The sequence below is a fragment of the Tsukamurella sputi genome (assembly GCF_007858445.1).
Lineage (GTDB): Bacteria > Actinomycetota > Actinomycetes > Mycobacteriales > Mycobacteriaceae > Tsukamurella > Tsukamurella sputi.
Genome location: NZ_VIGV01000001.1, coordinates 758,671 through 782,953, shown reverse-complemented (window position 1 = coordinate 782,953; position 24,283 = coordinate 758,671). Strand labels below are relative to the sequence as shown.

The 24,283-nt window shown below is 69.9% G+C and carries 24 protein-coding genes; 16 read left to right on the top strand and 8 right to left on the bottom strand.

What is annotated here, in order from left to right; all coding sequences use genetic code 11:
* The first annotated feature begins 1 nt into the window (after nucleotide 1).
* Nucleotides 2-2,704 carry a preprotein translocase subunit SecA gene (gene secA / locus FK268_RS03780; RefSeq protein WP_231706931.1) on the top strand — a complete coding sequence of 901 codons (2,703 nt, stop codon included), beginning with the start codon at nucleotides 2-4 and terminating at the stop codon, nucleotides 2,702-2,704.
* 28 nt (nucleotides 2,705-2,732) lie between these two features.
* On the opposite strand, the gene FK268_RS03775 is transcribed toward secA, so the two are convergent.
* From FK268_RS03775 to FK268_RS03765, 3 genes are all read right to left on the bottom strand, one after another.
* Nucleotides 2,733-3,248 carry a hypothetical protein gene (locus FK268_RS03775; protein ID WP_146431228.1) on the bottom strand — a complete coding sequence of 172 codons (516 nt, stop codon included), beginning with the start codon at nucleotides 3,246-3,248 and terminating at the stop codon, nucleotides 2,733-2,735.
* A gap of 194 nt (nucleotides 3,249-3,442) precedes the next feature.
* Nucleotides 3,443-4,123, bottom strand: coding sequence for a lysophospholipid acyltransferase family protein (locus tag FK268_RS03770; protein WP_146431226.1), 681 nt, complete (start codon nucleotides 4,121-4,123; stop codon nucleotides 3,443-3,445).
* A 66-nt stretch (nucleotides 4,124-4,189) separates the two neighbouring features.
* Nucleotides 4,190-4,777, bottom strand: coding sequence for an Rv3235 family protein (locus FK268_RS03765; protein ID WP_146431224.1), 588 nt, complete (start codon nucleotides 4,775-4,777; stop codon nucleotides 4,190-4,192).
* A 92-nt stretch (nucleotides 4,778-4,869) separates the two neighbouring features.
* Here FK268_RS03765 and FK268_RS03760 point away from each other — a divergent pair, with 92 nt between their 5' ends.
* The 12 genes from FK268_RS03760 (at nucleotide 4,870) to msrA (ending at nucleotide 17,471) form a co-directional block, all read left to right on the top strand.
* A complete protein-coding gene (locus FK268_RS03760; protein WP_146431871.1) occupies nucleotides 4,870-6,273 on the top strand; it encodes a WS/DGAT/MGAT family O-acyltransferase in 1,404 nt (467 codons plus the stop codon).
* Nucleotides 6,274-6,798, top strand: a complete 525-nt coding sequence (locus FK268_RS03755; RefSeq protein ID WP_146431223.1) for a DUF6912 family protein — start codon at nucleotides 6,274-6,276, stop codon at nucleotides 6,796-6,798. It begins immediately after the preceding gene.
* Nucleotides 6,799-6,838: 40 nt separating this feature from the next.
* Entirely contained in the window at nucleotides 6,839-7,291 is a 453-nt protein-coding gene (locus tag FK268_RS03750) for an META domain-containing protein (RefSeq protein ID WP_146431221.1), read from the top strand.
* 53 nt (nucleotides 7,292-7,344) lie between these two features.
* Nucleotides 7,345-8,490 carry a ferredoxin reductase gene (locus tag FK268_RS03745; RefSeq protein WP_146431219.1) on the top strand — a complete coding sequence of 382 codons (1,146 nt, stop codon included), beginning with the start codon at nucleotides 7,345-7,347 and terminating at the stop codon, nucleotides 8,488-8,490.
* 102 nt (nucleotides 8,491-8,592) lie between these two features.
* A complete protein-coding gene (locus FK268_RS03740; protein ID WP_146431218.1) occupies nucleotides 8,593-9,852 on the top strand; it encodes a fatty acid desaturase family protein in 1,260 nt (419 codons plus the stop codon).
* Between the two features lie 154 nt (nucleotides 9,853-10,006).
* Complete coding sequence (locus FK268_RS03735) at nucleotides 10,007-10,531, top strand: LacI family DNA-binding transcriptional regulator (protein ID WP_205124443.1); 525 nt, start codon at nucleotides 10,007-10,009, stop codon at nucleotides 10,529-10,531.
* Between the two features lie 136 nt (nucleotides 10,532-10,667).
* Complete coding sequence (locus FK268_RS03730; protein ID WP_146431213.1) at nucleotides 10,668-12,089, top strand: GntP family permease; 1,422 nt, start codon at nucleotides 10,668-10,670, stop codon at nucleotides 12,087-12,089.
* Nucleotides 12,090-12,234: 145 nt separating this feature from the next.
* Nucleotides 12,235-13,521, top strand: a complete 1,287-nt coding sequence (locus tag FK268_RS03725; RefSeq protein WP_146431211.1) for a fatty acid desaturase family protein — start codon at nucleotides 12,235-12,237, stop codon at nucleotides 13,519-13,521.
* A 33-nt stretch (nucleotides 13,522-13,554) separates the two neighbouring features.
* Nucleotides 13,555-14,973 carry a fatty acid desaturase family protein gene (locus tag FK268_RS03720; protein WP_146431210.1) on the top strand — a complete coding sequence of 473 codons (1,419 nt, stop codon included), beginning with the start codon at nucleotides 13,555-13,557 and terminating at the stop codon, nucleotides 14,971-14,973.
* Nucleotides 14,974-15,034: 61 nt separating this feature from the next.
* The gene (locus FK268_RS03715) at nucleotides 15,035-16,402 is read left to right on the top strand and encodes a ferredoxin--NADP reductase domain-containing protein (RefSeq protein WP_146431208.1); all 1,368 of its coding nucleotides are present in this window, start codon (nucleotides 15,035-15,037) and stop codon (nucleotides 16,400-16,402) included.
* Nucleotides 16,399-16,869, top strand: a complete 471-nt coding sequence (locus tag FK268_RS03710; protein WP_438695957.1) for a GNAT family N-acetyltransferase — start codon at nucleotides 16,399-16,401, stop codon at nucleotides 16,867-16,869. The genes FK268_RS03715 and FK268_RS03710 overlap by 4 nt, the downstream gene beginning before the upstream one ends.
* A 62-nt stretch (nucleotides 16,870-16,931) precedes the next feature.
* The gene (gene msrA / locus FK268_RS03705; RefSeq protein WP_146431206.1) at nucleotides 16,932-17,471 is read left to right on the top strand and encodes a peptide-methionine (S)-S-oxide reductase MsrA; all 540 of its coding nucleotides are present in this window, start codon (nucleotides 16,932-16,934) and stop codon (nucleotides 17,469-17,471) included.
* A 38-nt stretch (nucleotides 17,472-17,509) separates the two neighbouring features.
* Here msrA and FK268_RS03700 read toward each other — a convergent pair whose 3' ends face one another.
* The 3 genes from FK268_RS03700 to aroA form a co-directional block, all read right to left on the bottom strand.
* A complete protein-coding gene (locus FK268_RS03700; RefSeq protein WP_146431204.1) occupies nucleotides 17,510-18,592 on the bottom strand; it encodes a glycosyltransferase in 1,083 nt (360 codons plus the stop codon).
* Between the two features lie 127 nt (nucleotides 18,593-18,719).
* On the bottom strand, nucleotides 18,720-19,712 hold the full coding sequence (gene rsgA / locus FK268_RS03695; protein WP_146431202.1) for a ribosome small subunit-dependent GTPase A: 993 nt from the start codon (nucleotides 19,710-19,712) through the stop codon (nucleotides 18,720-18,722).
* On the bottom strand, nucleotides 19,705-21,006 hold the full coding sequence (gene aroA / locus FK268_RS03690; RefSeq protein ID WP_146431867.1) for a 3-phosphoshikimate 1-carboxyvinyltransferase: 1,302 nt from the start codon (nucleotides 21,004-21,006) through the stop codon (nucleotides 19,705-19,707). The genes rsgA and aroA overlap by 8 nt, the downstream gene beginning before the upstream one ends.
* A gap of 72 nt (nucleotides 21,007-21,078) precedes the next feature.
* On the opposite strand from aroA, the gene FK268_RS03685 reads away from it, so the two are divergent.
* The 3 genes from FK268_RS03685 (at nucleotide 21,079) to FK268_RS03675 (ending at nucleotide 23,221) form a co-directional block, all read left to right on the top strand.
* Nucleotides 21,079-21,909 carry a hypothetical protein gene (locus FK268_RS03685; protein ID WP_146431200.1) on the top strand — a complete coding sequence of 277 codons (831 nt, stop codon included), beginning with the start codon at nucleotides 21,079-21,081 and terminating at the stop codon, nucleotides 21,907-21,909.
* Between the two features lie 33 nt (nucleotides 21,910-21,942).
* Entirely contained in the window at nucleotides 21,943-22,395 is a 453-nt protein-coding gene (soxR, locus tag FK268_RS03680) for a redox-sensitive transcriptional activator SoxR (RefSeq protein ID WP_146431198.1), read from the top strand.
* Nucleotides 22,396-22,456: 61 nt separating this feature from the next.
* Nucleotides 22,457-23,221, top strand: coding sequence for an SOS response-associated peptidase (locus FK268_RS03675; RefSeq protein WP_146431196.1), 765 nt, complete (start codon nucleotides 22,457-22,459; stop codon nucleotides 23,219-23,221).
* Between the two features lie 30 nt (nucleotides 23,222-23,251).
* Here FK268_RS03675 and FK268_RS03670 read toward each other — a convergent pair whose 3' ends face one another.
* On the bottom strand, nucleotides 23,252-23,776 hold the full coding sequence (locus FK268_RS03670; protein WP_146431194.1) for an FAS1-like dehydratase domain-containing protein: 525 nt from the start codon (nucleotides 23,774-23,776) through the stop codon (nucleotides 23,252-23,254).
* Nucleotides 23,777-23,896: 120 nt separating this feature from the next.
* Nucleotides 23,897-24,256, bottom strand: coding sequence for a hypothetical protein (locus tag FK268_RS03665; protein WP_146431192.1), 360 nt, complete (start codon nucleotides 24,254-24,256; stop codon nucleotides 23,897-23,899).
* Nucleotides 24,257-24,283 lie beyond the last annotated feature (27 nt).

The window sequence follows — 24,283 nt, the reverse complement described above, 5'->3', positions numbered from 1 at the left end:
GATGGTCAAGCGGCTCGACGGCCTGGCCTCCTACGTGGAGAGCCTGAACGACGAGTACGAGGCGCTCTCCGACGAGAAGCTGCAGGGCAAGACCGAGCTGTTCAAGAAGCGCCTGGAGAAGGGCGAGTCGCTCGACGAGATCCTGCCCGAGGCCTTCGCCACCGCCCGGGAGGCGGCGTGGCGCGTGCTGGGGCAGAAGCCCTACCACGTGCAGATCATGGGCGCGGGCGCGCTGCACGGCGGCGACATCGCCGAGATGAAGACCGGTGAGGGCAAGACCCTGACCTCGGTGATGGCCGCGTACGCCAACGCGCTCACCGGCAAGGGCGTGCACCTGGTCACCACGAACGACTACCTCGCCAAGCGCGACGCGGACTGGATGGGGCGCGTGCACCGCTTCCTCGGGCTCGAGGTGGACTGCATCCTCGCCGGGCAGGACCCGGACCGCCGTCGCCAGGCGTACGCCGCCGACATCACGTACGGCACCAACAACGAGTTCGGCTTCGACTACCTGCGCGACAACATGGCGCACAGCGAGGAGGAGCTGGTCCAGCGCGGCCACAACTACGCGATCGTCGACGAGGTCGACTCGATCCTCATCGACGAGGCCCGCACGCCGCTCATCATCTCCGGCCCGGCCGACGGGTCGAGCAAGTGGTACACCGAGTTCGCCCGGATCGTGCCGCAGATGGAGAAGGACACCCACTACGAGGTGGACATCCGCAAGAAGACGATCGGCGTGAACGAGGCCGGCGTCGAGCTGGTCGAGGATCAGCTCGGCATCGAGAACCTCTACGACGCGCAGAACTCCCTGCTGGTCAGCTACCTGAACAACGCGATCAAGGCCAAGGAGCTCTACGAGCGCGACAAGGACTACATCGTCCGCTCCGGTGAGGTGCTCATCGTCGACGAGTTCACGGGCCGCGTGCTCGCCGGCCGCCGCTTCAACGAGGGCATGCACCAGGCGCTCGAGGCCAAGGAGGGCGTCGAGATCCAGGCCGAGAACCAGACGCTGGCCACCATCACGTTGCAGAACTACTTCCGCCTCTACGACAAGCTCTCCGGCATGACCGGTACGGCCGAGACCGAGGCCGCCGAGCTGCACCAGATCTACAAGCTCGGCGTCATCCCGATCCCGACGAACAAGCCGATGATCCGCAAGGACCAGACCGACCTCATCTACAAGACGGAGGAGGCGAAGTTCGCCGCCATCGTCGAGGACATCGCGGAGCGGCACGAGACGGGCCAGCCGGTCCTGATCGGCACCACCTCGGTCGAGCGTTCCGAATATCTCTCGCGCCAGCTCGAGCGCAAGAAGATCCCGCACACCGTGCTCAACGCCAAGTTCCACGAGCAGGAAGCCGCGATCATCGCCAAGGCCGGCACGCCCGGTGCGGTCACCGTCGCCACCAACATGGCCGGTCGTGGCACCGACGTGGTGCTCGGCGGCAACCCCGACATCATCGCCGACCTCAAGCTCCGCGAGCGGGGCCTCGATCCCGTGACCACGCCGGAGGAGTACGAGGCGGCGTGGGACGAGACCATCGAGCAGGTCAAGAAGGAGTCCAAGGCCGACGCCGAGGCCGTGCGCGAGGCCGGCGGCCTCTACGTCCTGGGTACCGAGCGGCACGAGTCGCGGCGCATCGACAACCAGCTGCGCGGCCGCTCCGGTCGTCAGGGCGATCCGGGCGAGTCCCGCTTCTACCTGAGCCTCGGCGACGAGTTGATGCGGCGCTTCAACGGCGCGCAGATCGAGGCGTGGATGAACCGCGTCAACCTGCCCGACGACGTGCCGATCGACAACAAGTTCGTCTCCCGCGCCATCCGCAGCGCGCAGACGCAGGTCGAGCAGCAGAACTTCGAGATCCGCAAGAACGTCCTCAAGTACGACGACGTGCAGAACGAGCAGCGCAAGGTCATCTACGACGAGCGCCGCAAGATCCTCCGCGGCGAGGACCTGTTCGACCAGGTCAACCACATGACCGACGACGTCGTCTCCGCGTACGTGGACGCCGCGACCTCGACGGGATACGTGGAGGACTGGGACCTCGAGGAGCTGTGGGAGGCGCTGCGCACGCTCTACCCCATCCAGCTCGACTGGAAGCAGGTCGTCGGCGAGGACGAGAACGGCGACCGCGACGAGATCACCAGCGCGGAGCTCAAGGACGTCCTCCTCAAGGACATCCACGCCGCGTACGACGCGCACCAGGAGAACATCGAGAAGGCCGCCGGCGAGGGCACTATGCGCCAGGTCGAGCGGTCGGTGCTGCTGTCGGTCCTCGACCAGAAGTGGCGCGAGCACCTCTACGAGATGGACTACCTCAAGGAGGGCATCGGCCTGCGCCAGATCGCCCAGCGCGATCCCGTGGTCGAGTACCAGCGCGAGGGCTACGACATGTTCAACGGCATGCTCGAGGGCCTCAAGGAGGAGTCGGTCGCGACCCTGTTCAAGGTGCAGGTGCAGGAGCCCGAGGGCGGTGCAGCGGACGGTGCAGCGCCCGCTGCGGTGAGCAGCCCCGTCGCCGAGCCGGATCCGGAGAAGATCACGCTGTCCGGCCCGTCGGAGTCGGGCGATCTCACCGAGATCTCGCAGAACGCCGACGAGCCGCAGGGCACCCGGTCCGAGCGGCGTGCCGCCAAGCGCGAGGCCGACAAGGCCGCGCAGCGGACCTCGACCGCGCGGGCGAAGCACCGGCGGAAGTGACTCGCCCCGTCGGGCGGTGTGGAATGACCTACTCCGCTCGACGGGCCCCGGCGCGACCCCGGCGACGTGCCGCGCCGGGTGGCAGAGCGATCGCCCGCCCGGCGGCGAAGGTCGCGGCGAGCACGAGGAGCACGGACGTCACGGTGAGCACCCAGGTGGAGGGCGTCGTCGAGAATCCGTGGAGATAGGCCGTGCCCACGCCCGCCCCGAGGGCGAGCGCCGCGCCGACCGGCACCACCCAGGACAGCGTGCGGACGGTGGACCCGGTATGCGGGTCTCCGCTGGCGCGCAGCACCAGGTGGACCGCGACGAGGGCGGCGATGTGGGCGAGAACGCCGCCGGCCGCGTAGATCGCGAGGACCGTGCCCGTGGACGACGGGGTGTCCGCTCCGGCGAAGGCCGCCCCGATGAACGCGAGCACCGGCGCCATCCCGACCGCGGCACCGAGGATCCCCGCGGCGACGACGCGGCCGATCCGGTCACCGTCGCGCCCGCGCGGACGGACTCCGATCGCCCACAGCAGTGCGCCGAGCGCCGCGCCCACGACGGAGCCGACCAGGAGCGGCCGGACGTAGGCCGTCGCATCGTTCTGCTCCCCGAAGGAGATGGAGATGCTGTCCGCACCGAACCGGATGCCGTCCTCGCCCAGCCAGGTACCGCCGGCGGTCGCCGCCGTGATCAGGGCGACGACGGCGCCGAACAGGGCGAAACCGAGGACCTGCCGCAGCGCTTCGATGGCTATTTTCCGCCCTTCTTGGCGTACTCGGGAACCCGCGCCTGGCCGGTGCGTTCGCCGATGACGTCCATCAGCCGGTCGGTGGCGCGGCGGATCGAATCCTGATCGTCGAGACTGGCATCGCTGAGGTCCAGCGGCGGCAGCACGTCCACCGCGACGCGGCTCTTCCAGAAGTTCTTCCGGGTGCGATGGTCCGTGCGGGCCAGCGCGATCGGGATGATCGGGGTGCCGGTGGCGAGCGCGACGCGCACGGCGCCGGTCTTGCCCTTGTAGAGCCGGCCGTCGGGGGAGCGGGTGCCCTCCGGGTGGATGCCCCACGCGCCCCCGTCCTCGACGATCTTCGTCGCGGCCTCGAGCGCGGGCGCCGAGACGGAGCCGCCACGGCGGTCCACCGGGATCTGGCCCATACCGGAGAAGAAGACCTTCTTGAACCGTCCCTTGAGGCCGGGTTCGGTGAAGTAGTCCGCCTTGGCGAGGAAGCTCACGGGCCGGCGCGCGCTCTGCACCACGTAGAAGGAGTCCGAGATCGCGAGGTGATTGGCCGCCAGGATCACGGGGCCCGTGCGCGGAATGTTCTCCAGCCCGGTGTATTCGGGGCGCCCCCACACCCACAGCGCGGGGCCGATCAGGAAGTGCCGGGCGACCCGGTAGCGGAATGCGGCACGCAGCGAGCTCAGTGACATGGGGGCATTCTCTCCCGAGGGACCCGTCGCCGGGTTTGCGATTGACCGAAATCCCTCGGATCGACCTCACGCCGCGGTGGTGAAGGCGACCCACCGCCACCGTCCGGCAGCGGCCTCCACCCGGCCCGCCGCCGCGAGCACGCGGTCCCCACGGGTGTAGGTCAGGAAGATCTCCGCGCCCACCTCCGGGACCGGGGCGCGCCGACGGGGCCGCCGGATCAGCTCGCGAGGCGTGCCGACGTGCACGTTCCCCCAACCCGAGACCGTCGTGGTGGGGCCGGTCTCGGCGAGGGTCCGCAGCACGTCGACGACGGTGCCCGTCGCGATCGTCGTGAGGTGCTTGGCCGGTCGGCGGCGGTCGAGCACCTCGAAGACCGGTCGGAGCGTGGACACCACGAAGCGGTGCGCCTCGGGATGCACGGCGGCCACGGGCCCGGGCACGCCGACGGATGCCGGTGCCGCCGGTCCCGCCGGCGACGGTGGTGCGGGCAGCGGCGGTGCGGACCGGGCGGCCCGCACCCGGTGCATCGGCCGTGCCGGTGGTTCCGCGTCGGGTGCGCGCAGCACGACGAAGCCCGGATCCGGTGTGCGGGCCGGGCGGGACCTGGTCCCGTCGGCCGTCGGAATGATCGCCCCCATACTCATTAGACGCATCAGGAAGCCGTTCGGATCCCGTGTACTCGAACCGGCGCGGAGCGGCCGATCCCGTATGCTGGCGCCGACGATCGGTGCGCGGGGAGGTGCAGGTGAAGGGCAGGCTCAGCCAGTCCGATGCGGAGTTCTACGCGTTGGAGAATTCCACGACCCCCACGCACGTCGGGTCGCTCGTGATCCTGCGCCGCCCGGAGGAGGGCCTCGACTACGAGCGATTGCTCGACACCATCGAGGAACGGCTCGCCGAGGTGCCGCGGTACCGGCAGAAGGTGCGGACGGTGCCGCTGGGCATAGCCCGCCCCGTCTGGATCGAGGACCGCGACTTCGACATCACCTATCACGTGCGGGTGTCCGCGCTGCCGCAGCCCGGCAGCGACGACCAACTGCATGATCTGGTGGCGCGACTGAATTCGCGTCCGCTGGATCGTGAGCGGCCGCTCTGGGAGGTCTACCTCATCGAGGGTCTCGCCGACGACCGGCTGGCGGTCTTCTCCAAGACCCACCTCGCGCTCGTCGACGGCCGTGCGAACGTCGACCTGATGCAACTGCTGCTCACCGACAGTCCGCACACGCCGCAGCCGCCCGAGGACCTATGGATGGGGCAGCACGAGCCCAGCGACGGGGAACTGGTGATGGGTGCTGTCGTGGACATGCTCTCGCGTCCCAAGCGCACCGCCGCGATGATCCAGGGCGTCGTGGGCGAGGTCGCCGAATCGATCACCGGGCTGCAGGAGGACGCGGCCAACGTGATCGAGCGCGCGTCCTCGCTGGTCCGGGCCCGCACGTCCGTGGCGCCCGTCCGATCGCTCAACGTCCCCATCTCGCGGAGCCGCCGGTTCGCGGTGGCGCGCATGGACCTCGACGAATTCCGGCGGCTGCGGGCCGCCTTCGGCTGCACCGTCAACGACCTGTTGCTGTCGGTGATCGCAGGCGGCCTGCGCACCTGGCTGATCTCGCGGGGCGAGCCGATCAGCGCCGGCACGGAGGTACGGGTGCTCGAGCCCATCGCCGTCGACGACGTCGGACTCGGCGTGGGGGAGCAGGTGCGGGCCTACATCGTCCGCCTGCCCGTGGCCGAGGGCAACGCGGTGGTACGGATGCGCCAGATCGCGCACGGCGCAGCGGCACAGGTGGATCGGAACCGGCAGGTCGCCGCGCGGGCGCTCGCCACGAGCGGTGGCTTCACACCGACCACCCTGCACGCGCTGGGCGCGCGGACCGCGATGAGCGTCTCGCCGCGGTCCTTCAACACGCTGGTCACCAACGCCCCGGGGCCGCAGTCCCCGGTGTACCTCGCGGGCGTCGAGGTGCAGCAGGTGTACCCGGTGCCGCCGCTCATCGCGAATCAGGTGGTGTCCATCGGCATCACGTCGTACAACGGCACCGTCTACATCGGGCTCAACGCCGATCGCGACGGCATGTGGGACGTGATCTCGATGACCGAGTTCCTGTACGAGGCACTGGACGAGCTCGCCGCGTCCGTGAAAGGGGAGTAGATGACGGTCCGCGTGTACGTACCCAGCACTCTGGCCGGGCTGCAGGTCCTGCAGCGCGACGGTGAGCTGTTCCCCTTGGGCGGCACCGTCTTCGGTGTCACGCCCGCCCTGCGCGAGGCGTACACCTCGGGTGACGACGAGGAGCTCGCCGAGGCCGCCATGCGGCACGCCGCCCGCGCCTCCCTGCGGCTGCTCGCCGTCGACGGTCCGGACGACGCCGAGGCCGGCGGTGAACCGGAACCCGTTCGGCGCGTGGTGATCACCGTCGACGTGCCCGCCGCGAAGGAGCGCCCGGACCTCGACGACGCCGTGCTCAAGGTGACCGAGCCGATCCGCTTGAAGAACGTGCTGGCCGTGCACGTCGACGTCGCCGAGGCGGAGGAGGCGGTCGCCCGCGCGGCGCAGCTGGTCGACGCCGCCGATCTGGGCGACGAGGACGCCGAGCTCGCCGTCGGCGACGCCGAGGACCACGATCTCGCCTGGTACGCCGTGCAGGAACTGCCCTTCCTCCTCGAACTCCTCTGATCGCCTGAGCGCGCGCGGGGCCGGGCGCTACGGTGAAGGTATGACTGCGCGCGCTGCTCGAGTCGCTGCCTCGATCCTCGTCGGGGCGGGCGTCCTGGCATCGGCGCCCGCGGCGTCGGCGGCTCCGGTTCCGCTGGCCGGCACGCACTGGCGGTTCGACGCGCACGGGTTCGCGCGGGCGGCACCGGTGAAGTACACCGGCGCGCCCGCGTACTTCAGCATCAGGGGCGACGGGGCGGGCGGTGACGACGGCTGCAACGTCTTCGGCATGAACGCCGCGGTCCAGGGCGATCGTGTGGTCTTCGGCGGGCTGGTCTCCACGCTGCGGGCCTGTTTCGCGCCCGGCGCGGGTGAGCAGTTCCGTGCGGCCTTCGACGGTCCGCGAACCGTCGCGATCACGGGCGACCGGTTGCGGGTCTCCGACGGTCCGCGCGGCTACTGGGACTTCGTCGCGAACGGCCCGGCGAAGCCCTCGCCCCGCAGCGCCCGATAGGACAACCTCACAGAAATTGTCCCAAGAGGTTACGGCACCGTAGGCTCACCCCCATGAGCAACTCTTTCCGCGCCTTCCGTGATTGGCTCGAGGCCCCGGCCAAGGGCGTCTCCGCCGAGCACCCCCGCGCCAACCTGGTGCGCGGCGCGGTGGCGCGGCTGACCACGCCACTGCTGCCGGACGACTACCTGCACCTGATCAATCCGCTGTGGTCGGCCCGCGAGCTGCGCGGCAAGATCGTCAAGGTGCAGCAGGAGACCGACGAGTCGGTCACGCTCACCATCGAGACCGGCTGGGGCTTCAACACCAAGTACGAGGCCGGCCAGTACGTCGGCATCGGCGTCCTCGTGGACGGCAAGTGGACCTGGCGCTCCTACTCCCTGACCTCCGTGCCGGACATGGGGCACGGCCGCGCCCCGCGCGAGGTCTCGATCACCGTCAAGGCGATGAACGAGGGCTTCCTCTCCAACCACCTCGTCACCGGGGTGCAGGAGGGCACGATCGTGCGTCTGCAGGCACCGTCGGGCGACTTCACGCTCCCGAACCCCCTGCCGCCCAAGGTCCTGTTCCTCACCGCCGGCAGCGGCATCACGCCGGTCATGGCGATGCTGCGCACGCTGGAGCGGCGCGGGATCCCCGCGGCGACCGACATCGTGGCGGTGCACTCCGCCCCGAACGCCGATTCCACGCTGTTCCGCGACGAGCTCGAGGCCTTCGACGCGAATCATGCGAACGTGCACGTCCAGCTGCGCTACACCCGCGACGTGGGGCGCCTGACGCCGGCCAACATCGGTGAGGCCGTCCCGGACTGGCAGGAGCGCCAGACCTGGATCTGCGGCCCCGGAGTCTTCCTCAACGACATGGAGAAGGCCTGGAAGGACCGCGGTATCGAGTCGCGCCTGCACCAGGAACGATTCACCGTCGAGCGCGCGGACGTCTCCGCGAGCGGCGGGGAGGTCACCTTCATCAAGGCGGGGAAGACCACCGACGTCGACGGTGCCACCACCCTCCTCGAGGCGGGCGAGGCCGCCGGCGTGCAGATGCCCTTCGGCTGCCGCATGGGCATCTGCCAGACCTGCGTGGTGCAGCTCGCCGACGGTCAGGTCCGCGACCTGCGCAGCGGTGACCTGCACACCGAGGGCGAGCGGATCCAGACGTGCATCAGCGTGGCAGTGGGTGATTGCAGCCTCGACGTCTAGCGAGGCGTCCGACCTGCGGTTCCGTCACATCCGTTGACAGCCTACGCAGCCGTAACTTACGGTTGCGTAGGTTAGAGACGGACCACTGAAGGGCGGCCCTGCATGGCGATCACCGACATCCCCGAGTACGCTCACCTCACCGAGGCCGACGTCGAGACGCTGGGTGCGGAGCTCGACGCCATCCGGCGCGACATCGAGGCGGCGCGCGGCGCCTCGGACGTGCGCTACCTGCAGCGCACCATCGCGGCCCAGCGCGGGCTCGAGGTGGCGGGCCGACTGATGCTCCTCGGCGCGCACAAGCGCGGGTTCTGGTGGGGCTCGGCGGTCTCGCTGGGGCTGGCGAAGATCATCGAGAACATGGAGCTCGGGCACAACATCATGCATGGGCAGTGGGATTGGATGAACGATCCCGAGATCCACTCCACGACGTGGGAGTGGGACAACGCCGGCACCTCGCGCCTGTGGAAGCACACCCACAACTACGTGCACCACAAGTACACGAACGTCCTCGACATGGACGACGATGTGGGTTACAAGACCCTCCGCGTCACGCGCGACCAGCCGTGGACCCCGTTCAACGCGGGCAACATCGTCTACAACTCGCTTCTGATGCTGCTGTTCGAGTACGGGGTGGCCATCCAGCACCTTGAGCTCGGACGCGCCGTGCAGAAGTGGAACAAGCCGTGGTACGACCAGGCGAAGTTCAAGGCCGACGCCGCGGAGGTGGGTCGCAAGATCGGCCGGCAGGTGCTCAAGGACTACGTCGCGGCGCCGCTGGTCGGCGTGCCCTTCGGCGGTAAGCGGGGCTGGCGCAAGGCGCTCACCGCCACCGTCACGGCGAACGTCATCCGCAACGTCTGGACCAACGCCGTCATCTTCTGCGGGCACTTCCCCGACGGTGCCGAGAAGTTCACCGAGCAGGACGTCGACAACGAGACGCAGGCCGAGTGGTACCTGCGCCAGATGCTGGGCAGCGCCAACCTCTCGGGCGGCCCCGTCATCGACTTCCTCTCCGGCAACCTGAGCTACCAGATCGAGCACCACCTGTTCCCGGACCTTCCGTCGAACCGGCTGGCCGAGATCGGCGTCCGCGTCCGCGCCCTGTGCGAGAAGTACGACCTGCCGTACACGATCGGGCCGCTGCACGTGCAGTACTACAAGTCCTGGCGGACCATCGCCAAGCTCTCGCTGCCGGACAAGTACCTGCGCGACACCGCCGACGACGCCCCCGAGACCGCCTCTGAGGCGATGTTCGCGGGCACCGAGTTCGCCGAGCCCCGGGTCGACGCGGCCACCGGCCGGCGCTTCGGCCTCAAGGCCGCGCGAGCGGCCGTTCACGCCCGCCGGGGCCGCCGCTCCTGACCGGGTGGTCCGGCGACCGCCCTGTCGTCGATGGCCCGGTCGGGCCCGGGACTCGTCCCCGGCGGCGGTCGCGGGCATCGCGACTTAGTCGCGCCGTGCCGCGTGCGGCTAGGCTCATCGGGTCCGTACCCGGCGGCCGCGGAGGTGGATCGACGTGACGAAGCGACGCACTTCGCTGGCCGATGTCGCGCGCGCCGCGGGCGTTGGGCTCGCGACGGCGAGTCGGGCGCTCAGCGGCAACGCGGACGTCGCACAGGCCACGCGTGATCGGGTTCTCGATACCGCGAGTTCCCTCGGATACCGGCCCAGTGCGGCGGCGCAGGCACTCCGCACGGGACGATCGAGGACCGTCGCCGTGGCCGTCGGCTCGCCCATCGCCGCCGACGTGCTCGAAGGGGTCCTTCGTGCGTGCACCCGCGCGGGGTACCAGGTCCTACTGCAGGAAGTCGAGGCGCTCGCGGCCGGTACTGGGTCGCATGAGCCCGATCCCGGTCCGGACGGCCGGATCGCCATCACGCCCGACGGTGGCGGCCCCGACGGTTCTCCCGCGGTCACCGTCGGACATGGCACGGTCACGGTGTCGGTCTCCGGACGGCATGCCGACGGTGCCGGCGTCGCCCGGGGCGAGGCAGCAGCGACGGCATTGGTGGCCGCGCTCGGTGCCGGGCTGCGCGCCTGATTCCAGCCTGATCGTCCCGTTTTCAGATGATTTTCGGCGATGTGCTTGACGAGATCCACGCCACAGGTCCAGGATCTACCGGAAACGTTTCCAGTCTCGGAGACGTACTGGATCCCGAAGGGTGGAGTTCCGCCTCATGACCGGTCATGCCTGGTATCTCTTGACGCTACTCGTGGTCGCTGTGGGCGTCCTGATCTTCCTGATCAACGGCCGATTCAAGATGCATCCTTTCCTAGCCCTGATGGTGGTCTCGCTCGCGACCGCCCTCGCCGCTGGAGAGCCCGTGGCGAAGATTCCGGACTCGTTCGCCAAGGGTGCCGGTGGTGTCATGGAGGATGTCGGCATAACCCTGGCGCTCGGCGCGATGCTCGGCCGCCTGCTCTCGGACTCCGGTGCGACGGACCGGATCGCCTCGCTGATCATCGACCGTGGCAACCCGCGGACCATCCCGTGGCTGATGACGGCCGCAGCGTTCGTGATCGGCATCCCGATGTTCTTCGAGATCGGGTTCATCATCATGCTGCCCTTCATCTTCAACGTGGCGGAGCGGCTCAAGCGGGCCTACCCCGAGGCGCCCTCGCCGTACGTCGCGATCGCCACGCCGACCATCGCGGCCCTCGCCACGCTGCACGGAATGGTGCCGCCGCACCCCGGTCCGCTGACGGCAGCGTCGGGCTTGCACGCAGACCTGGGGCGCACGATCGTCGTGGGGCTGATCTGCGCCGTCCCGACGGTGATCGTCGCGGGTCCGGTGTACGGCCGGTGGCTGTCCCGGCGGATGGTGGTCGAGCCAGACCCCGCCTTGGTCGCGCAGTTCACCGACACCGAGCGGGTGGTGCCGTCGGGCGCGGGATCGGGTGTCGCTGTAGGTGAATCCGATGCCGGCCGTCCGGCGCCGTCTTCCTCCGTCGGGGCGGCGGTGGTATGCATCCTGGTCCCGATCCTGTGTATGCTCGCTCACTCGATCGGGCAGGTGTCCTTGGCGAAAGGGGACCCGCTCCTCGACTTCCTGACGATGATCGGCGATCCCGTCATCGCAATGTTGCTCGGGGTCCTGGTCGCGCTGGTCCTGCTCGCCCGGGGGGGTGGTGAGACGGTGCGCCGTGCGCTCGGCGACAGTCTCAAGCCGATCGTCGGGATCCTGCTCATCATCGCCGCCGGCGGCGTGTTCAACGCCGTGCTCAAGGACAGCGGTATCGGCAAGGCGATCGCGACGGCGGCGGAAACGCTCGACGTGAACGTACTGGTGCTCGGATGGGTGCTCGCTCTGCTTCTCTCGCTCACCACCGGATCGGCGACGGTGGGCATCGTCTCGGCCACGGGGATGGTCGCGCCGCTGCTCGCCGGGTACGCCGATCAGTGGATACCGGCGCTCGCCGTCGTGGCGATCGGCGCGGGCTCCATCGGTCTGAACTACGTCAACCACGCCGGGTTCTGGCTGGTGAAGGAGTCTCTAGGGATGGACATCGGGCAGGCGACGAAACTGCACACCGCGGTGCAGACGATCGTCAGCGTGTGCGGCCTGGCGATGGTGCTACTTCTGTCAGTCGTCCTCTAGACCGTGGAGATCCGGCTGGCATGAGCGGTGCGGGCTGCGTCACTCTTGGAACAAGATCGATGACTTTGTTTCATCCCGCTGCTACAGTGGAATCGTTCTGTTCTTAAGGCCGCAGTATGCGGTCATACCGATTGGGGATCGCCTCGTGGCTATCACTGACGTCGCGGAGTACGCGCACCTGACCGACGCCGACATCGAGGCGCTCGGTGCTGAGTTGGACGCGCTGCGCCGAGAGATCGAGGAGAGCCGCGGCGAGGAGGACGCCAAGTACATCCGCCGCGTGATCAAGAGCCAGCGCATCGCCGAGACCGCCGGCCGCGTCTTCGGGCTGGGCGCCGGCATGAAGGGCTGGAAGGGCAAGGCCGCGTGGGCCGCGTCCGCCGCCTGCCTGAGCTACGCGAAGGTGATCGAGAACAACGAGCTCGGCCACAACATCATGCACGGCCAGTGGGACTGGATGAACGATCCGGAGATCCACTCGACCAGCTGGGAGTGGGACAGCGCCTCGGACGGCAAGTTCTGGCGCCACACCCACAACTACATGCACCACAAGTACACCAACGTCACCGACATGGACGACGACATCGGCTACGGCATCCTGCGCGTCACGCGCGATCAGCCGTGGGAGCCGTACATGCTGTTCAACCCGGTGTACAACGTCATCCTGATGATGGGCTTCCAGTACGGCAAGGCCGTGCAGCACCTCGAGCTGATGAACGCCATGAAGGCGGCGCTCAACGGCGGCGAGCAGTACGCGAACTACGACTGGGAGGAGTTCCGCAGCCGGCTCAAGGTGGTGCTGACCAAGATCACGAAGCAGACCGCGAAGGACTACGTCCTGTTCCCCGCGATGGCCGTGCCGTTCACCGGCGCCCGCGGCTACAAGAAGGCGGCCTCGGCCAACCTCGTCGCGAACACGGTCCGCGACGTCTGGGACCACATGACCATCTTCTGCGGCCACTTCCCGGACGACGCCGAGAAGTTCACCATCGAGGACATCGAGAACGAGACCCTCCCCGAGTGGTACCTGCGCCAGATGCTCGGCACCGCGAACTTCGAGGGCAGCAACGCGCTGCACTTCATCACCGGTCACCTGGGCCGCCAGATCGAGCACCACCTGTACCCCGACCTGCCGTCCAACCGGTACAACTACATCAACTCGCGCCTCGTCGAGATCTGCGAGAAGTACGACCTGCCCTACAACAGCGGCCCCATGTGGCGGCAGTACGCCGAGTCCTGGCGCACGATCATCAAGCTGTCGCTGCCGGACCGGTTCCTCAAGGCCACCGTCGACGATGCGCCCGAGACGCACTCGAACAAGCGCTTCTACGACGAGTCGGGCACGTCGACCGTGGTCAAGGGCGAGATCGATGCAGAGGGCAACCGTCGCGGCCTGCGCTCGCACGTCGAGGAGCTGGCGGCCGCGAAGTAACGCGGCCCGCCGGACTGCGCGTAGCCTGAAGACGTGGCTATCACTGATGTCGGCGAATACGCCCATCTCGACGACGCCGACGTCGAGCGGCTCGCTGCCGAACTGGACGCGATCCGCGCCGACATCGAGTCGTCGCGCGGTGATCGGGACGCCCGGTACATCCGGGGCGTGATCCGGGCGCAGCGCGCCTTGGAGGCTGCGGGCCGGCTCACGATCCTCGGCTCCAAGAACCGCTGGTTCTGGGCGGCCGGCGCGGGCATGCTCGGGGTCGCCAAGATCATCGAGAACATGGAGCTCGGGCACAACGTGATGCACGGGCAGTGGGATTGGATGAACGATCCCGAGATCCACTCCACCACGTGGGAGTGGGACATGGCCTGTCCGGGCGCCCACTGGAAGCACTCGCACAACTTCCTGCACCACAAGTACACCAACGTCGTGGGCATGGACCTGGACGTGGGCTACGGCGTGCTCCGCGTGACCCGCGACGAGCAGTGGGAGGCCAAGCGCTCAGCGCAGTTCCTCAACAACCTCTTCCTGGGGCTCACCTTCGAGTGGGGCATCGCCCTGCACGACATCGAGCTCGCGGAGGCGATCGCCGGCAACAAGCCCTGGCCGCAGACCCGCAAGCAGCTGCGTGAGCTGGGCGTCAAGGCCACCCGTCAGCTGGGCAAGGACTTCCTGCTCTACCCGGCGATCAGCAAGGTCGTGGGTGGCTCCTTCGGGCGCACGCTGACCGCGAACCTGACGGCCAACGTGGTCCGGAACATCTGGACCTACGTGGTCATCTTCTGCGGGCACTTCCCCGACGGTGCGGAGAAGTTCACCACCGAGTCGATCGTCGACGAGACGCCCGGCGAGTGGTACCTGCGGCAGATGCTCGGCAGCGCGAACATCTCCGGCGGCCCCGTCATGGATTTCATGACCGGCAACCTGAGCTACCAGATCGAGCACCACATGTTCCCGGACCTGCCGTCGAACCGGCTGGCCGAGATCGCGACCCGGGTGCGCGCGATCTGCGAGAAGTACGACCTCCCCTACACGGAGGGTCCGCTGCTGCGGCAGTACTACCTCAGCCAGCGCACCATCGCCAAGCTCTCGCTGCCGGATCGCTGGCTCCGCGCCACCTCGGACGACGCCCCCGAGACCGCCTCGGAACTGCGTTTCGCCGCCGTCCGCGAGCGCCTGCAGCACGCGCAGGAGGCCGCACAGGACCGCCTGGCGCATGCGCAGGAGGCCGCGCACGACCGGTTCGCGCATGCGCAGGAGAACGCGCACGAGCGACTCGCCCACGCCCGTGAGGCGGCGCACGCCGCGCAGGAGGAGGTCGAGCGCGTGGGTCTGCGGTCGGCGATCGCCGAGGCCGCGCGCCACAAAGTCGAGGAGAAGCGCGCCCGTTCCGAGGCCAAGCGTGCGCGTCGCGCTCGCCGTCGGCGCTCCGGTGTGGCGTAGACTACGTACTTTGGGCAGCCTAAGAAGACTGCCGGGCCGTTCGTTTCGGGAGTGTTGAAAGATGAAGCCCTTGCGTGTCGCGATCGTGGGTTCCGGGCCGTCGGGGTTCTTCGCCGCCGGGAACCTGCTGGAGCAGGAGGACCTCGACGTCCAGGTGGACGTCTTCGACCGCCTGCCCACGCCCTTCGGGCTGGTCCGGTACGGCGTCGCGCCCGATCACCCCGCGATCAAGTCGGTCACCAAGATCTTCGACCGCACGGCGCAGCACGAGAACTTCCGCTACTTCGGCAACGTCGAGATCGCCACCGACATCCAGGCCTCCGAGCTGGCGCAGTGGTACGACGCGGTGATCTATGCGATCGGGGCGTCCGGCGGCCGCCGCCTCGAGGTCGACGGTGCCTGGCTCCCCGGCAATCACCCGTCGAGCGACTTCGTGGGCTGGTACAACGGCCACCCCGACCGCTGCGACCTCGATGTCGATCTGAGCGTCGAGCGCGCCGTCGTCATCGGTAACGGCAACGTCGCGTTGGACGCGGCCCGCATCCTGGTCACCGATACCGACAGGCTGTCCGGCACCGACATGGCCGATCACGCCCTCGAGGCGCTGCACCGCTCGTCGGTGCGTGAGGTCGTCGTGCTGGGCCGGCGCGGCGCCGAGCACGCGGCCTTCACCCCCGCCGAGGTCGCCGAGCTCGGCAAGCTGCCCGGCGTCGACGTGATCGTGGACCCGGCCGACGTCCCCGCCGAGGACAAGGAGCGCGACAAGGCGCGCCCGCCGGTCCAGCGCAACAACCTCAAGCAGCTGCGCAAGCTGGCCGCGCAGGAGCCCACCGGCGCGGACCGCCGGATCGTGCTCAAGTTCCTGCGGTCCGTGGTCGGCATCGGCGGCGACGACCGCGTGCGCACCGTCTCGGTCGCGACCAACGAGCTCGTCGAGGGCGAGGACGGTGCGGTCGAGGCGCAGCCCAGCGGTACCGTGACCGAGCACGATGCGGGCCTGGTCATCCATGCCGTCGGCTACCACGGCACCCCCATTCCGGGCATCCCCTTCGACACCGAGCGGGGCGTCTTCCGCAACGCCGACAGCCGGATCGTCGGATACGACGGTGCGCCGCTGCCGGGCCACTACGTCGTGGGCTGGATCAAGCGCGGACCGTCGGGCGTGATCCCGACGAACCGGGACTGCGCGCGCGACACCGTCTCGGTCCTGCTCGCCGACGTCGCCGAGGGCAGGCTGGCGCGGAGCCACTTCGACGGTGCACAGGTCGAGAAGCTCATCGTCGATCGGGCGCCGAACCTGGTGGAGTACGACGGCTGGATGGCCATCGATGCGCACGAGACCGCCCTCGCCGAGGAGGCCGACCGCCCCCGCGTGAAGCTGACCAGCGTCGACGCGATGATCGACGCCGCACAGGCCGCAGCGGAGTGATCGCGCGCGCCGACTTCGACGATCCCGCCCTCGCGGCCTTCCTCGCCGCGCATCACGCGGACATGGCGCCCACCGCGCCGCCCGAGAGCCAGCACGCGCTGGGCCTCGACGAGCTGCGCGCGCCGCACGTGCGTCTGTGGACGTTGCACGACGACGGGGAGTTGATCGGCACCGTCGCGCTGGCGGAACTGGAACCCGGGCACGAGGAGCTGAAGTCGATGCGCGCCGCGCCGCACGTGCGCGGCCGGGGGATCGGCCGCAGGCTTCTCGGATTCGCGCTCGACGACGCCCGCTCCCGCGGAGTGCGGCGGATCTCGCTGGAGACCGGTAGCCAGGACTTCTTCGCCCCGGCCCGGGCCCTGTATCTCGCGTACGGCTTCGTGCCGTGCCCGCCGTTCGGGAGCTACGTCGACGACCCGAACAGCACCTACCTCACGAAGCCACTGGGAGTACCGTCGGAATCGTGACGCTCCTCGACGTGTTGAAACGAGCAGCGGGAGCACGTGTCTCCCGGCGGAAGGATCTGCGTATGACTGACACCGGCACCATCACCACCGTTCCCGGCCGCGAGACCGCGGTCCTGGCGGGCGGATGTTTCTGGGGGATGCAGGACCTGATCCGCAAGCAGCCCGGCATCGAGTCCACACGCGTGGGCTACACGGGCGGCGTGAACGCGAACGCCACCTACCGCAATCACCCCGGGCACGCGGAGGCCGTCGAGATCGTCTTCGATCCGGAGAAGACCAGCTACCGCGACGTCCTGGAGTTCTTCTTCCAGATCCACGACCCGTCCACCGTCGATCGCCAGGGCAACGACGTCGGCTCGAGCTACCGTTCGGCGATCTTCCCGCTGAGCGCGGAGCAGGAGCGGGTCGCCCGCGACACGATCGCCGATGTCGACGCGTCGGGGCTGTGGCCGGGCAAGGCCGTCACCACGATCGAGGCGGCGGGCCCGTTCTGGCAGGCCGAGCCGGAGCACCAGGACTACCTGGAGAAGTACCCGGACGGCTACACCTGCCACTTCCCGCGTCCGGGCTGGAAGCTCCCGAAGCGCAGTACCGCCCAGTAGCGGGGCCCGCGGGCCGGTGCGACCGGCCCGCCCGGGGCTCAGCCGAGCACGGCGGGGAACGCCGAGAGCTCGGGGAGCGCCTGGGTGCGCCGCGCGAACCGCTGGGCGTTCCGGCGGTACGCGGGGTCGCTCAGGACCTTCGCCGTGGCCGCGGCGATCTCCTCGGCCGATGCCGTGGCCGGATCGAGGGCGATGCCGGCGCCGAGGCGCTCGACCTGCGCGGAATTGCCGGGGTGGTCTCCGAACAGTGGGAGCAGCACCGTCGGGACGCCGGCCTGCAGTGACTCGCGGACCCCGTTGAAACCGCCGTGCGAGACGAAGGCGTCGCAGGTCGACAGCACCGTCTGCTGGTCGACGAAGTCGGTCACGATCACGTTGGCCGGCGGGTTCGGCACCGGATGTGCGCCGACCGCGACCACTGCGCGCACGTCGAGCGAGCCCAGCGCCTGCACGATGCGGTCCAGGAGGACGCCGCCGATGCCGATCCGCGGCGCCACCGAGCCGAGGCTCGCCAGCACCAGCGGCCCGTCGGCGGGGAGATCCGCGATCGCGGCATCCAGCGGGGCGTGCGTCCGTGGGCCCGGACGGAAGCAGTGCACCCCCTCGACGGGCCGCTCGGGCGGGTAGAAGTCGAGCGGCGTCTGCGCGATCCGGGGCCGCCGGGGGAGCGCCGCCACCTCGGGCAGGTCGTGCGCCCGGCGCACCTCGTTGAGGACGGCGACCAGCTCCGGGGCCTGCTCGTCGAGCATCGGCGCCACGTCGAGGACGGCCTCGCGGCAGCCGAGCTTCTCCGCGACGAGGTGGCCGCCGAACTCGGTGTTGTCGCGCAGGACGAGGTCGGGAACGGTGCCGCCGAGCGCGTCGAGCAGCGCGGTCGCCGCGCGGTGCGCGATGACCCCGATGAAGGCGCGCGCGGAGACGAGCACCGACGACGTCGGCAATGCCCCGTCGATCGGCGGCAGCGACGCGGGCGGGACGTAGCCGGTCACCGTGAAGTCGTCGGCGCGCAGCGCCGGATCGGTCACGACCTCGCGCAGCTCGGGCACGCCGCGCAGCGGCAGCGCCTCGAATCCGTACTCGGTGGCCAGGTCCACCCCGGCCTCGGGGACGGCGATCGTCACCCGGTGGCCGGCGGCGCAGGGCCGACGCCGCCGGCAGGACGAACGGGACCAGGTGCGAGTAGCCGGCGATGCCGGTGATCAAGATGTTCACGTAACTAACAATATCGGAGGCGGGGCTCCGACGCGTTCATGCCCAGTCGGGGGTGGACGACAGGTCCGCCAGCAGGCCCCGGACCGCCATCGCCCGACGGTGTGCCGTCCCCTCCAGGCGGTCGAGGGCGCACTCGGGGTCGGCGGGCGGCCCCAGATGCGTGCAGCCGCGGGGGCAGTCCTCCACGGCCTCGCCGAGGTCGGGGAAGGCCGCGACCACGTCGTCGGTCGAGATGTGCGCGAGCCCGAAGCTGCGGATGCCGGGGGTGTCGACCACCCAGCCGCCGTCGGGCAGCCACAGCGCCACGGACTGGGTCGACGTGTGCCGCCCCTTACCCACGCCGGAGACGACGCCGGTGGCGCGGTTGGCGTCGGGGACGAGGCGGTTGACGAGCGTCGACTTGCCGACGCCGCTGTGCCCGATGAGCGCCGTGAGGCGGCCGGTGAGGAGCTCGTGCGCCTCGTCGAGCGGGTCGCCGCGGCCGGCCGCGATCACCGTGAGGTCGAGGTCGGCGAACGCGGCGGTGAACTCCTCCGCGTCGGCGAGATCGCCCTTGGTCAGGCACAGCACCGGCGTCAGGCCGCCCGCGTAGGCGGCGATGAGGGTGCGCTCGACGAAGCCCGTGCGCGGCGGGGGATCGGCGAGCGCGGTCACGATGAGCAGTTGCTGCGCGTTCGCGACGACGATCCGCTCGAACGGGTCGGTGTCGTCGGCGGTGCGGCGCAGCACCGTCTTCCGCTCGTCGACGCGGACGATCCGGGCGAGCGTGTCCTTGCGGCCGGACAGGTCGCCGACGACGCCGACGGAATCGCCCACGACGATGGGGGAGCGGCCCAGTTCGCGGGCCCGCATGGCGGTGATGATCCGGTCGGGGTCGCCGCCCAGGGCGCAGCCCCAGCGCCCGCGGTCCACGGAGACCACCATCGCGGAATCGGCCTCGCTGTGGTCGGGCCGGTTCTTGGTGCGCGGTCGGCTGCCCTTGCCCGGGCGCACCCGGACATCGGTCTCGTCGTATTCGCGCTTACCCAAGGCCCGCTTCTTCGCCGCCGAGCAGCGCGTGCCACAACGCGGGGAAGTCGGGCATGGTCTTCGCGGTGGTGGCGATGTCCTCCACCTGCACGCCCTCGGTGACGAGGCCGAGGATCGCGCCCGCGGTCGCCATGCGGTGATCGGCGTAGCTGTGCCAGACGCCCCCGTGCAGCGTCGCGGGTTCGATGGTGAGCCCGTCCTCGGTCTCGGTGCAGCGCCCGCCGAGCGCGGTGATCTCGGCGGTCAGCGCCGCCAGGCGGTCCGTCTCGTGGCCGCGCAGGTGCGCGATCCCGCGCAGGTGCGAGGGCGAGTCCGCGAGAGCGGCCAGGGCGGCGACGGTGGGCGTGAGCTCGCCGATGTCGCGCAGATCCCAGTCCACACCGTGCAGCTCTCCGGTGCCGCGGGCGGTCAGCGCGCCGTCGGCGATGCTCACCGCGGCCCCCATCGCGGCCAGGATGTCGGCGAACTGCACGCCGGGCTGGGTGGACTGCGGGTTCCAGTGCGGCACGGTGACGGCACCGCCGGTGACCGCGGCCGCGGCGAGGAAGACGGTGGCGTTCGACAGGTCCGGCTCGACGATCCAGTCGTGCGCGCGGAGCCCGCCCGGCGCGACGCGCCAGGTGTTCGCCTCGGAGGTGTCCACGTCGGCGCCCGCGGCGCGCAGCATGTCGACGGTCATCTCGATGTGCGGCATCGACGGGACGGGCTTGCCGTCGTGGTGCACCGTGACGCCCTCGGCGAAGCTCGGGCCGCTGAGGAGCAGGCCGGAGACGAACTGCGAGCTGGCCGATGCGTCGATGGTGACGGCGCCGCCGCGGATCGGACCGTCGCCGTGGACGGTGAAGGGCAGACCGTCGCCGTCGATCCGGGCGCCGAGGCCGCGCAGCGCGTCGAGGACGGTGCCCAGCGGCCGGGTCCGGGCCTGCGGGTCGCCGTCGAAGGCGACGGTGCCGCGCGCGCCGGCCGCGAGCGGCGGGAGGAAGCGCATGACGGTGCCGGCGAGCCCGCAGTCGACTGCGCCGCCGTGCAGTTCGCCGCCGGTCACCGCAACCGTGGTGTCGGTAACGACCTCGACCCGCGCGCCGAGCGCCCCGAGTGCCCTCGCCATGAGGTCGGTGTCGCGACTGCGCAGGGCGTTGGTCAGCGTCGATCGCGATCTCGCCTGCGCGGCAAGGACGTACGCGCGATTGGTGATCGACTTCGAGCCGGGGAGGGCGACGGTGCCCGTCACCGGACCTGCGGCGAAGGGCGCGGGCCATAGCTCCAACTGCTCCACGCGCACATCCTCGCACATGAGGGTCGCCTCACCGCGTGCTACCTTGCTGGGCATAACAGGCCCGTTCATCACCCGCCGGGAGAGAAGAAGATGAAGCGCACATCTGCGTCCGTTGCCATCGCCGCCACCGCCGCTGCCCTGGCGACCGCTGCGGGCGTCCTCGCCCCCGCCGCGTCGGCAGACCCGAAGCCGGCGGAGCCGCCGAAGAACAAGGCCGGAGAGCTCGTGATCGGTTCGGGCAACCTGCCCGACTCGATGGACTTCGGCGGGGCCGTGCTGTCGGGTGCCGCTGCGGGCTGGAACGGCGCGTGGGCGTCGTTGAACGCGGCCAAGGTCGACCCGGCCGACTGCAAGGTGCTCTACGCGGGCCTCCCGATCCCCAAGGGCACCGACACGGCCCAGACCAACGGCTCCTCGCGCGGCGTCATGTGGTCGATGGTCGTCTCGAAGTTCGCGATCGACGTCGCGCCGCTGCGTGCCGCCCTCCCGAAGTGCGCCACGTTCAAGGCGACCAAGGACGGCGTCGTCAGCGAGGTCAGCGTCCGTGAGATCGCCGCGACCGGCATCCCCGGCGGGCTGGGCCTCGAATTCACGCAGAAGAGCAAGCGCGGCAACCAGGTTCAGTACCTGCAGTCGCGGCAGTACACCGGCGTCGTCAACGGCGTGACGATGTCGCTCCGCGGTGGCCGCGAGTCGCGCGATCCGGCGCCCTTCGTCGGTGCCGACGATCAGCTGGCCGTCGACCTGCTGCGCGTGCAGAGCTCCATCCTGAAGAACCCGCCGGAGGCCGCGGCCGCTCCCGCGCCGGCCGCGAGCGCATCGGCCAAGCCAGGTGCGCCCGCTCCGGCGGCGTCGGCGAAGCCCGCTGCCCCCGCCGCCAAGCCCGCGGCCGCGCCGTCGTCGGCGAAGCCCGCGCGCTGATCCCTGAACTAACATTCAGGTAGTCTTCGCGGAGTGGAGACCACCCGGGAGTTCAGCGTCGGCCAGTTGTCCGCGCGCAGCGGCGTGGCGGTGTCCGCGCTGCACTTCTACGAGCGCGAGGGCCTGATCACGGCCCGACGCACCTCCGGCAATCAGCGGCGCTATCCGCGCGAGATGCTGCGCCGGGTGGCGTTCATCCGGATCAGCCACCGCGTGGGGATCCCGCTCGCGACCATCCGCGAGGCCCTGGCCACCCTGCCCGACGGTCGCACGCCCACGAAGTCGGATTGGGAGCGGCTGTCGAGGCACTGGCACGACGATCTGTCGCACCGGATCGACGAGCTCACCCGCCTGCGGGACAACCTCACCGACTGCATCGGTTGCGGTTGCCTCTCCATGGCCTCCTGCGCGCTCGCGAACCCGCACGACGCCCTCGCCACCACCGGCGCCGGCCCGCGCCGCGTCTTCGACGAGTTCCAGGGGTAGGTGAAGACGCAGGTCGGTGCTGCAGCCGGAATCCGTCAGCGCACCGTCGTAGCCTGATGGCATGTGCGGACGCTACGCGGTGACCACGGACCCGGCGCTGTTGGCGGCGGAGATCGACGCCGAGGACGAGACGGAGGGCACGGAACTCGACGTGCCCGGCTACAACGTCGCCCCCACCACGACCATCGTCACCGTCGTCGCCCGGCACTCGCGGGAGGCCCCGGCCGATCCCGCCACCCGGAGGCTGCGCGCGATGCGCTGGGGCCTGTTGCCGCACTGGCAGAAGACGCTGAGCGGTCCACCGCTGTTCAACGCGCGTGCGGAGTCCGTGGACGAGAAGCCGGCGTTCCGCACGGCGATCACGTCCAAGCGCTGCCTCGTCCCCATGGACGGATGGTACGAGTGGCAGCTGCTCGACGATCCGGAGCAGGTCAAGAAGCCCCGCAAGCAGCCCATGTACCTGACGCCGGCCGACGGTACGCGCCTGTACGTCGCGGGCCTGTGGTCCGTCTGGCGTCCCGCCGGTGCGGGTCTCGACGTGCCGCCCACCCTGTCGGCGACGGTGCTCACCACCGATTCCGTCGGACCGCTCCGCGATGTCCACGACCGGATGCCGCTGGTGCTCACCCCGGACGTCTTCGACGAGTGGCTGGACCCGGACGGCCCGGTCGATCCCGCCCTGCTGCGCCCGCCTGCGCAGGAGATCGCCGAGCGCATCGAGATCCGGCCGGTGTCCACGCTGGTCAACGCGGTCAAGAACGACGGCCCGCAGCTGATCGAGCGCACTGAGCCCGGTAGCGAGCCGGGGCAGCTCAGCCTGCTGTAGCGGCGGCGTGCGGCCGGGCGCAGTACGCGGTCAGGTCAGTTGCTGCGTGAGGGGGCCGGTTCCGAACAGCATCACGTTCTCCACGAGGGCGTCCTCGAGCGCGGGGGCGTCGGCCGCGTCGCCGAGGTACACGATCTGGCTCGTTCCGACGATGCCGGGCGCATCGTCCACGACGGCGACGCTCTCGACGGTGAAGAAGTCGGCGCCGCCGCGCCGACTGTGGTCGGCGATCCGTGCGCCGATGTCGATCCGGTCGCCGACCACGGGATGCCGCTCGTAGCGGTACGTCTGCCCGGCGTGCAGGATCCGGGACATGTTGGGGCTGCTGATCGACGCCGCGACGAGGGCGGCCACCGCGTGGAGCATCGGTGCTGCGAGGAGTGTGGCGGGCACCGGCGTGTCCAGGGGAGGTACGCCGAGGCTCTCCCACGGGGTGTGCCAGCACCGCGTCGCTCGGCCGAAGGCCCGCACGCCTTCGGTGGTGACCTCGAAGGCGTTGGGGTACCACGCATCCCATTGAGGGTGAGAGTCGGCAGCCTGCATTCTATCGGTCACGCAGTGTTTGTAGTGGAAACCGTTACCCGAGTTCAACTCGAACGCTGTACGGGAGCCGGATTCGTGGGCAAGGACACACGTCGAGCGGCGACGGCGTGGGCGTACGCGCCGTATCGGGCGTCAGATCATGCGCAGGACCAGTCCGATCGCCGCGACGAAGAAGGCGCCGAGACCGTACGCGTGGAACAGTGCCCCGCGGCCGAGGAGACGGGCGTCGTACCGCCCGGCCCAGTGCTCCTCCTTGCTCCATCCGACCAGCGCGATCACGGAGAAGCCGAGGATGCTCAGCGGCATCAGGACGGACATCCGCTGGGTGGCGGTGGCGAAGCCCGCGAGCATGCCGGCGGCGAAGCACGCCCAGGTGATCCAGTCGGGAAGCCGGATGCGCAGGAGGCCGAGTGCGGGTGTCGCGAACATCGTCACCACGAAGACGATCACCGCGCTCATGGTCGGAACGAAGAAGCTGCCGCCGGAACTCACCTTTACCCCTTCGCGTTCACAGGTGTG

Coding starts and splice junctions, on each gene's coding strand:
- secA (WP_231706931.1), top strand. CDS start 2: ATGGTCAAGCGGCTCGACGGCCTGGCCTCCTACGTGGAGAGCCTGAAC.
- FK268_RS03770 (WP_146431226.1), bottom strand. CDS start 4,123: ATGTCACTGAGCTCGCTGCGTGCCGCATTCCGCTACCGGGTCGCCCGG.
- FK268_RS03765 (WP_146431224.1), bottom strand. CDS start 4,777: ATGCGTCTAATGAGTATGGGGGCGATCATTCCGACGGCCGACGGGACC.
- FK268_RS03755 (WP_146431223.1), top strand. CDS start 6,274: ATGACGGTCCGCGTGTACGTACCCAGCACTCTGGCCGGGCTGCAGGTC.
- FK268_RS03750 (WP_146431221.1), top strand. CDS start 6,839: ATGACTGCGCGCGCTGCTCGAGTCGCTGCCTCGATCCTCGTCGGGGCG.
- FK268_RS03745 (WP_146431219.1), top strand. CDS start 7,345: ATGAGCAACTCTTTCCGCGCCTTCCGTGATTGGCTCGAGGCCCCGGCC.
- FK268_RS03740 (WP_146431218.1), top strand. CDS start 8,593: ATGGCGATCACCGACATCCCCGAGTACGCTCACCTCACCGAGGCCGAC.
- FK268_RS03730 (WP_146431213.1), top strand. CDS start 10,668: ATGACCGGTCATGCCTGGTATCTCTTGACGCTACTCGTGGTCGCTGTG.
- FK268_RS03715 (WP_146431208.1), top strand. CDS start 15,035: ATGAAGCCCTTGCGTGTCGCGATCGTGGGTTCCGGGCCGTCGGGGTTC.
- msrA (WP_146431206.1), top strand. CDS start 16,932: ATGACTGACACCGGCACCATCACCACCGTTCCCGGCCGCGAGACCGCG.
- aroA (WP_146431867.1), bottom strand. CDS start 21,006: ATGTGCGAGGATGTGCGCGTGGAGCAGTTGGAGCTATGGCCCGCGCCC.
- FK268_RS03685 (WP_146431200.1), top strand. CDS start 21,079: ATGAAGCGCACATCTGCGTCCGTTGCCATCGCCGCCACCGCCGCTGCC.
- FK268_RS03675 (WP_146431196.1), top strand. CDS start 22,457: ATGTGCGGACGCTACGCGGTGACCACGGACCCGGCGCTGTTGGCGGCG.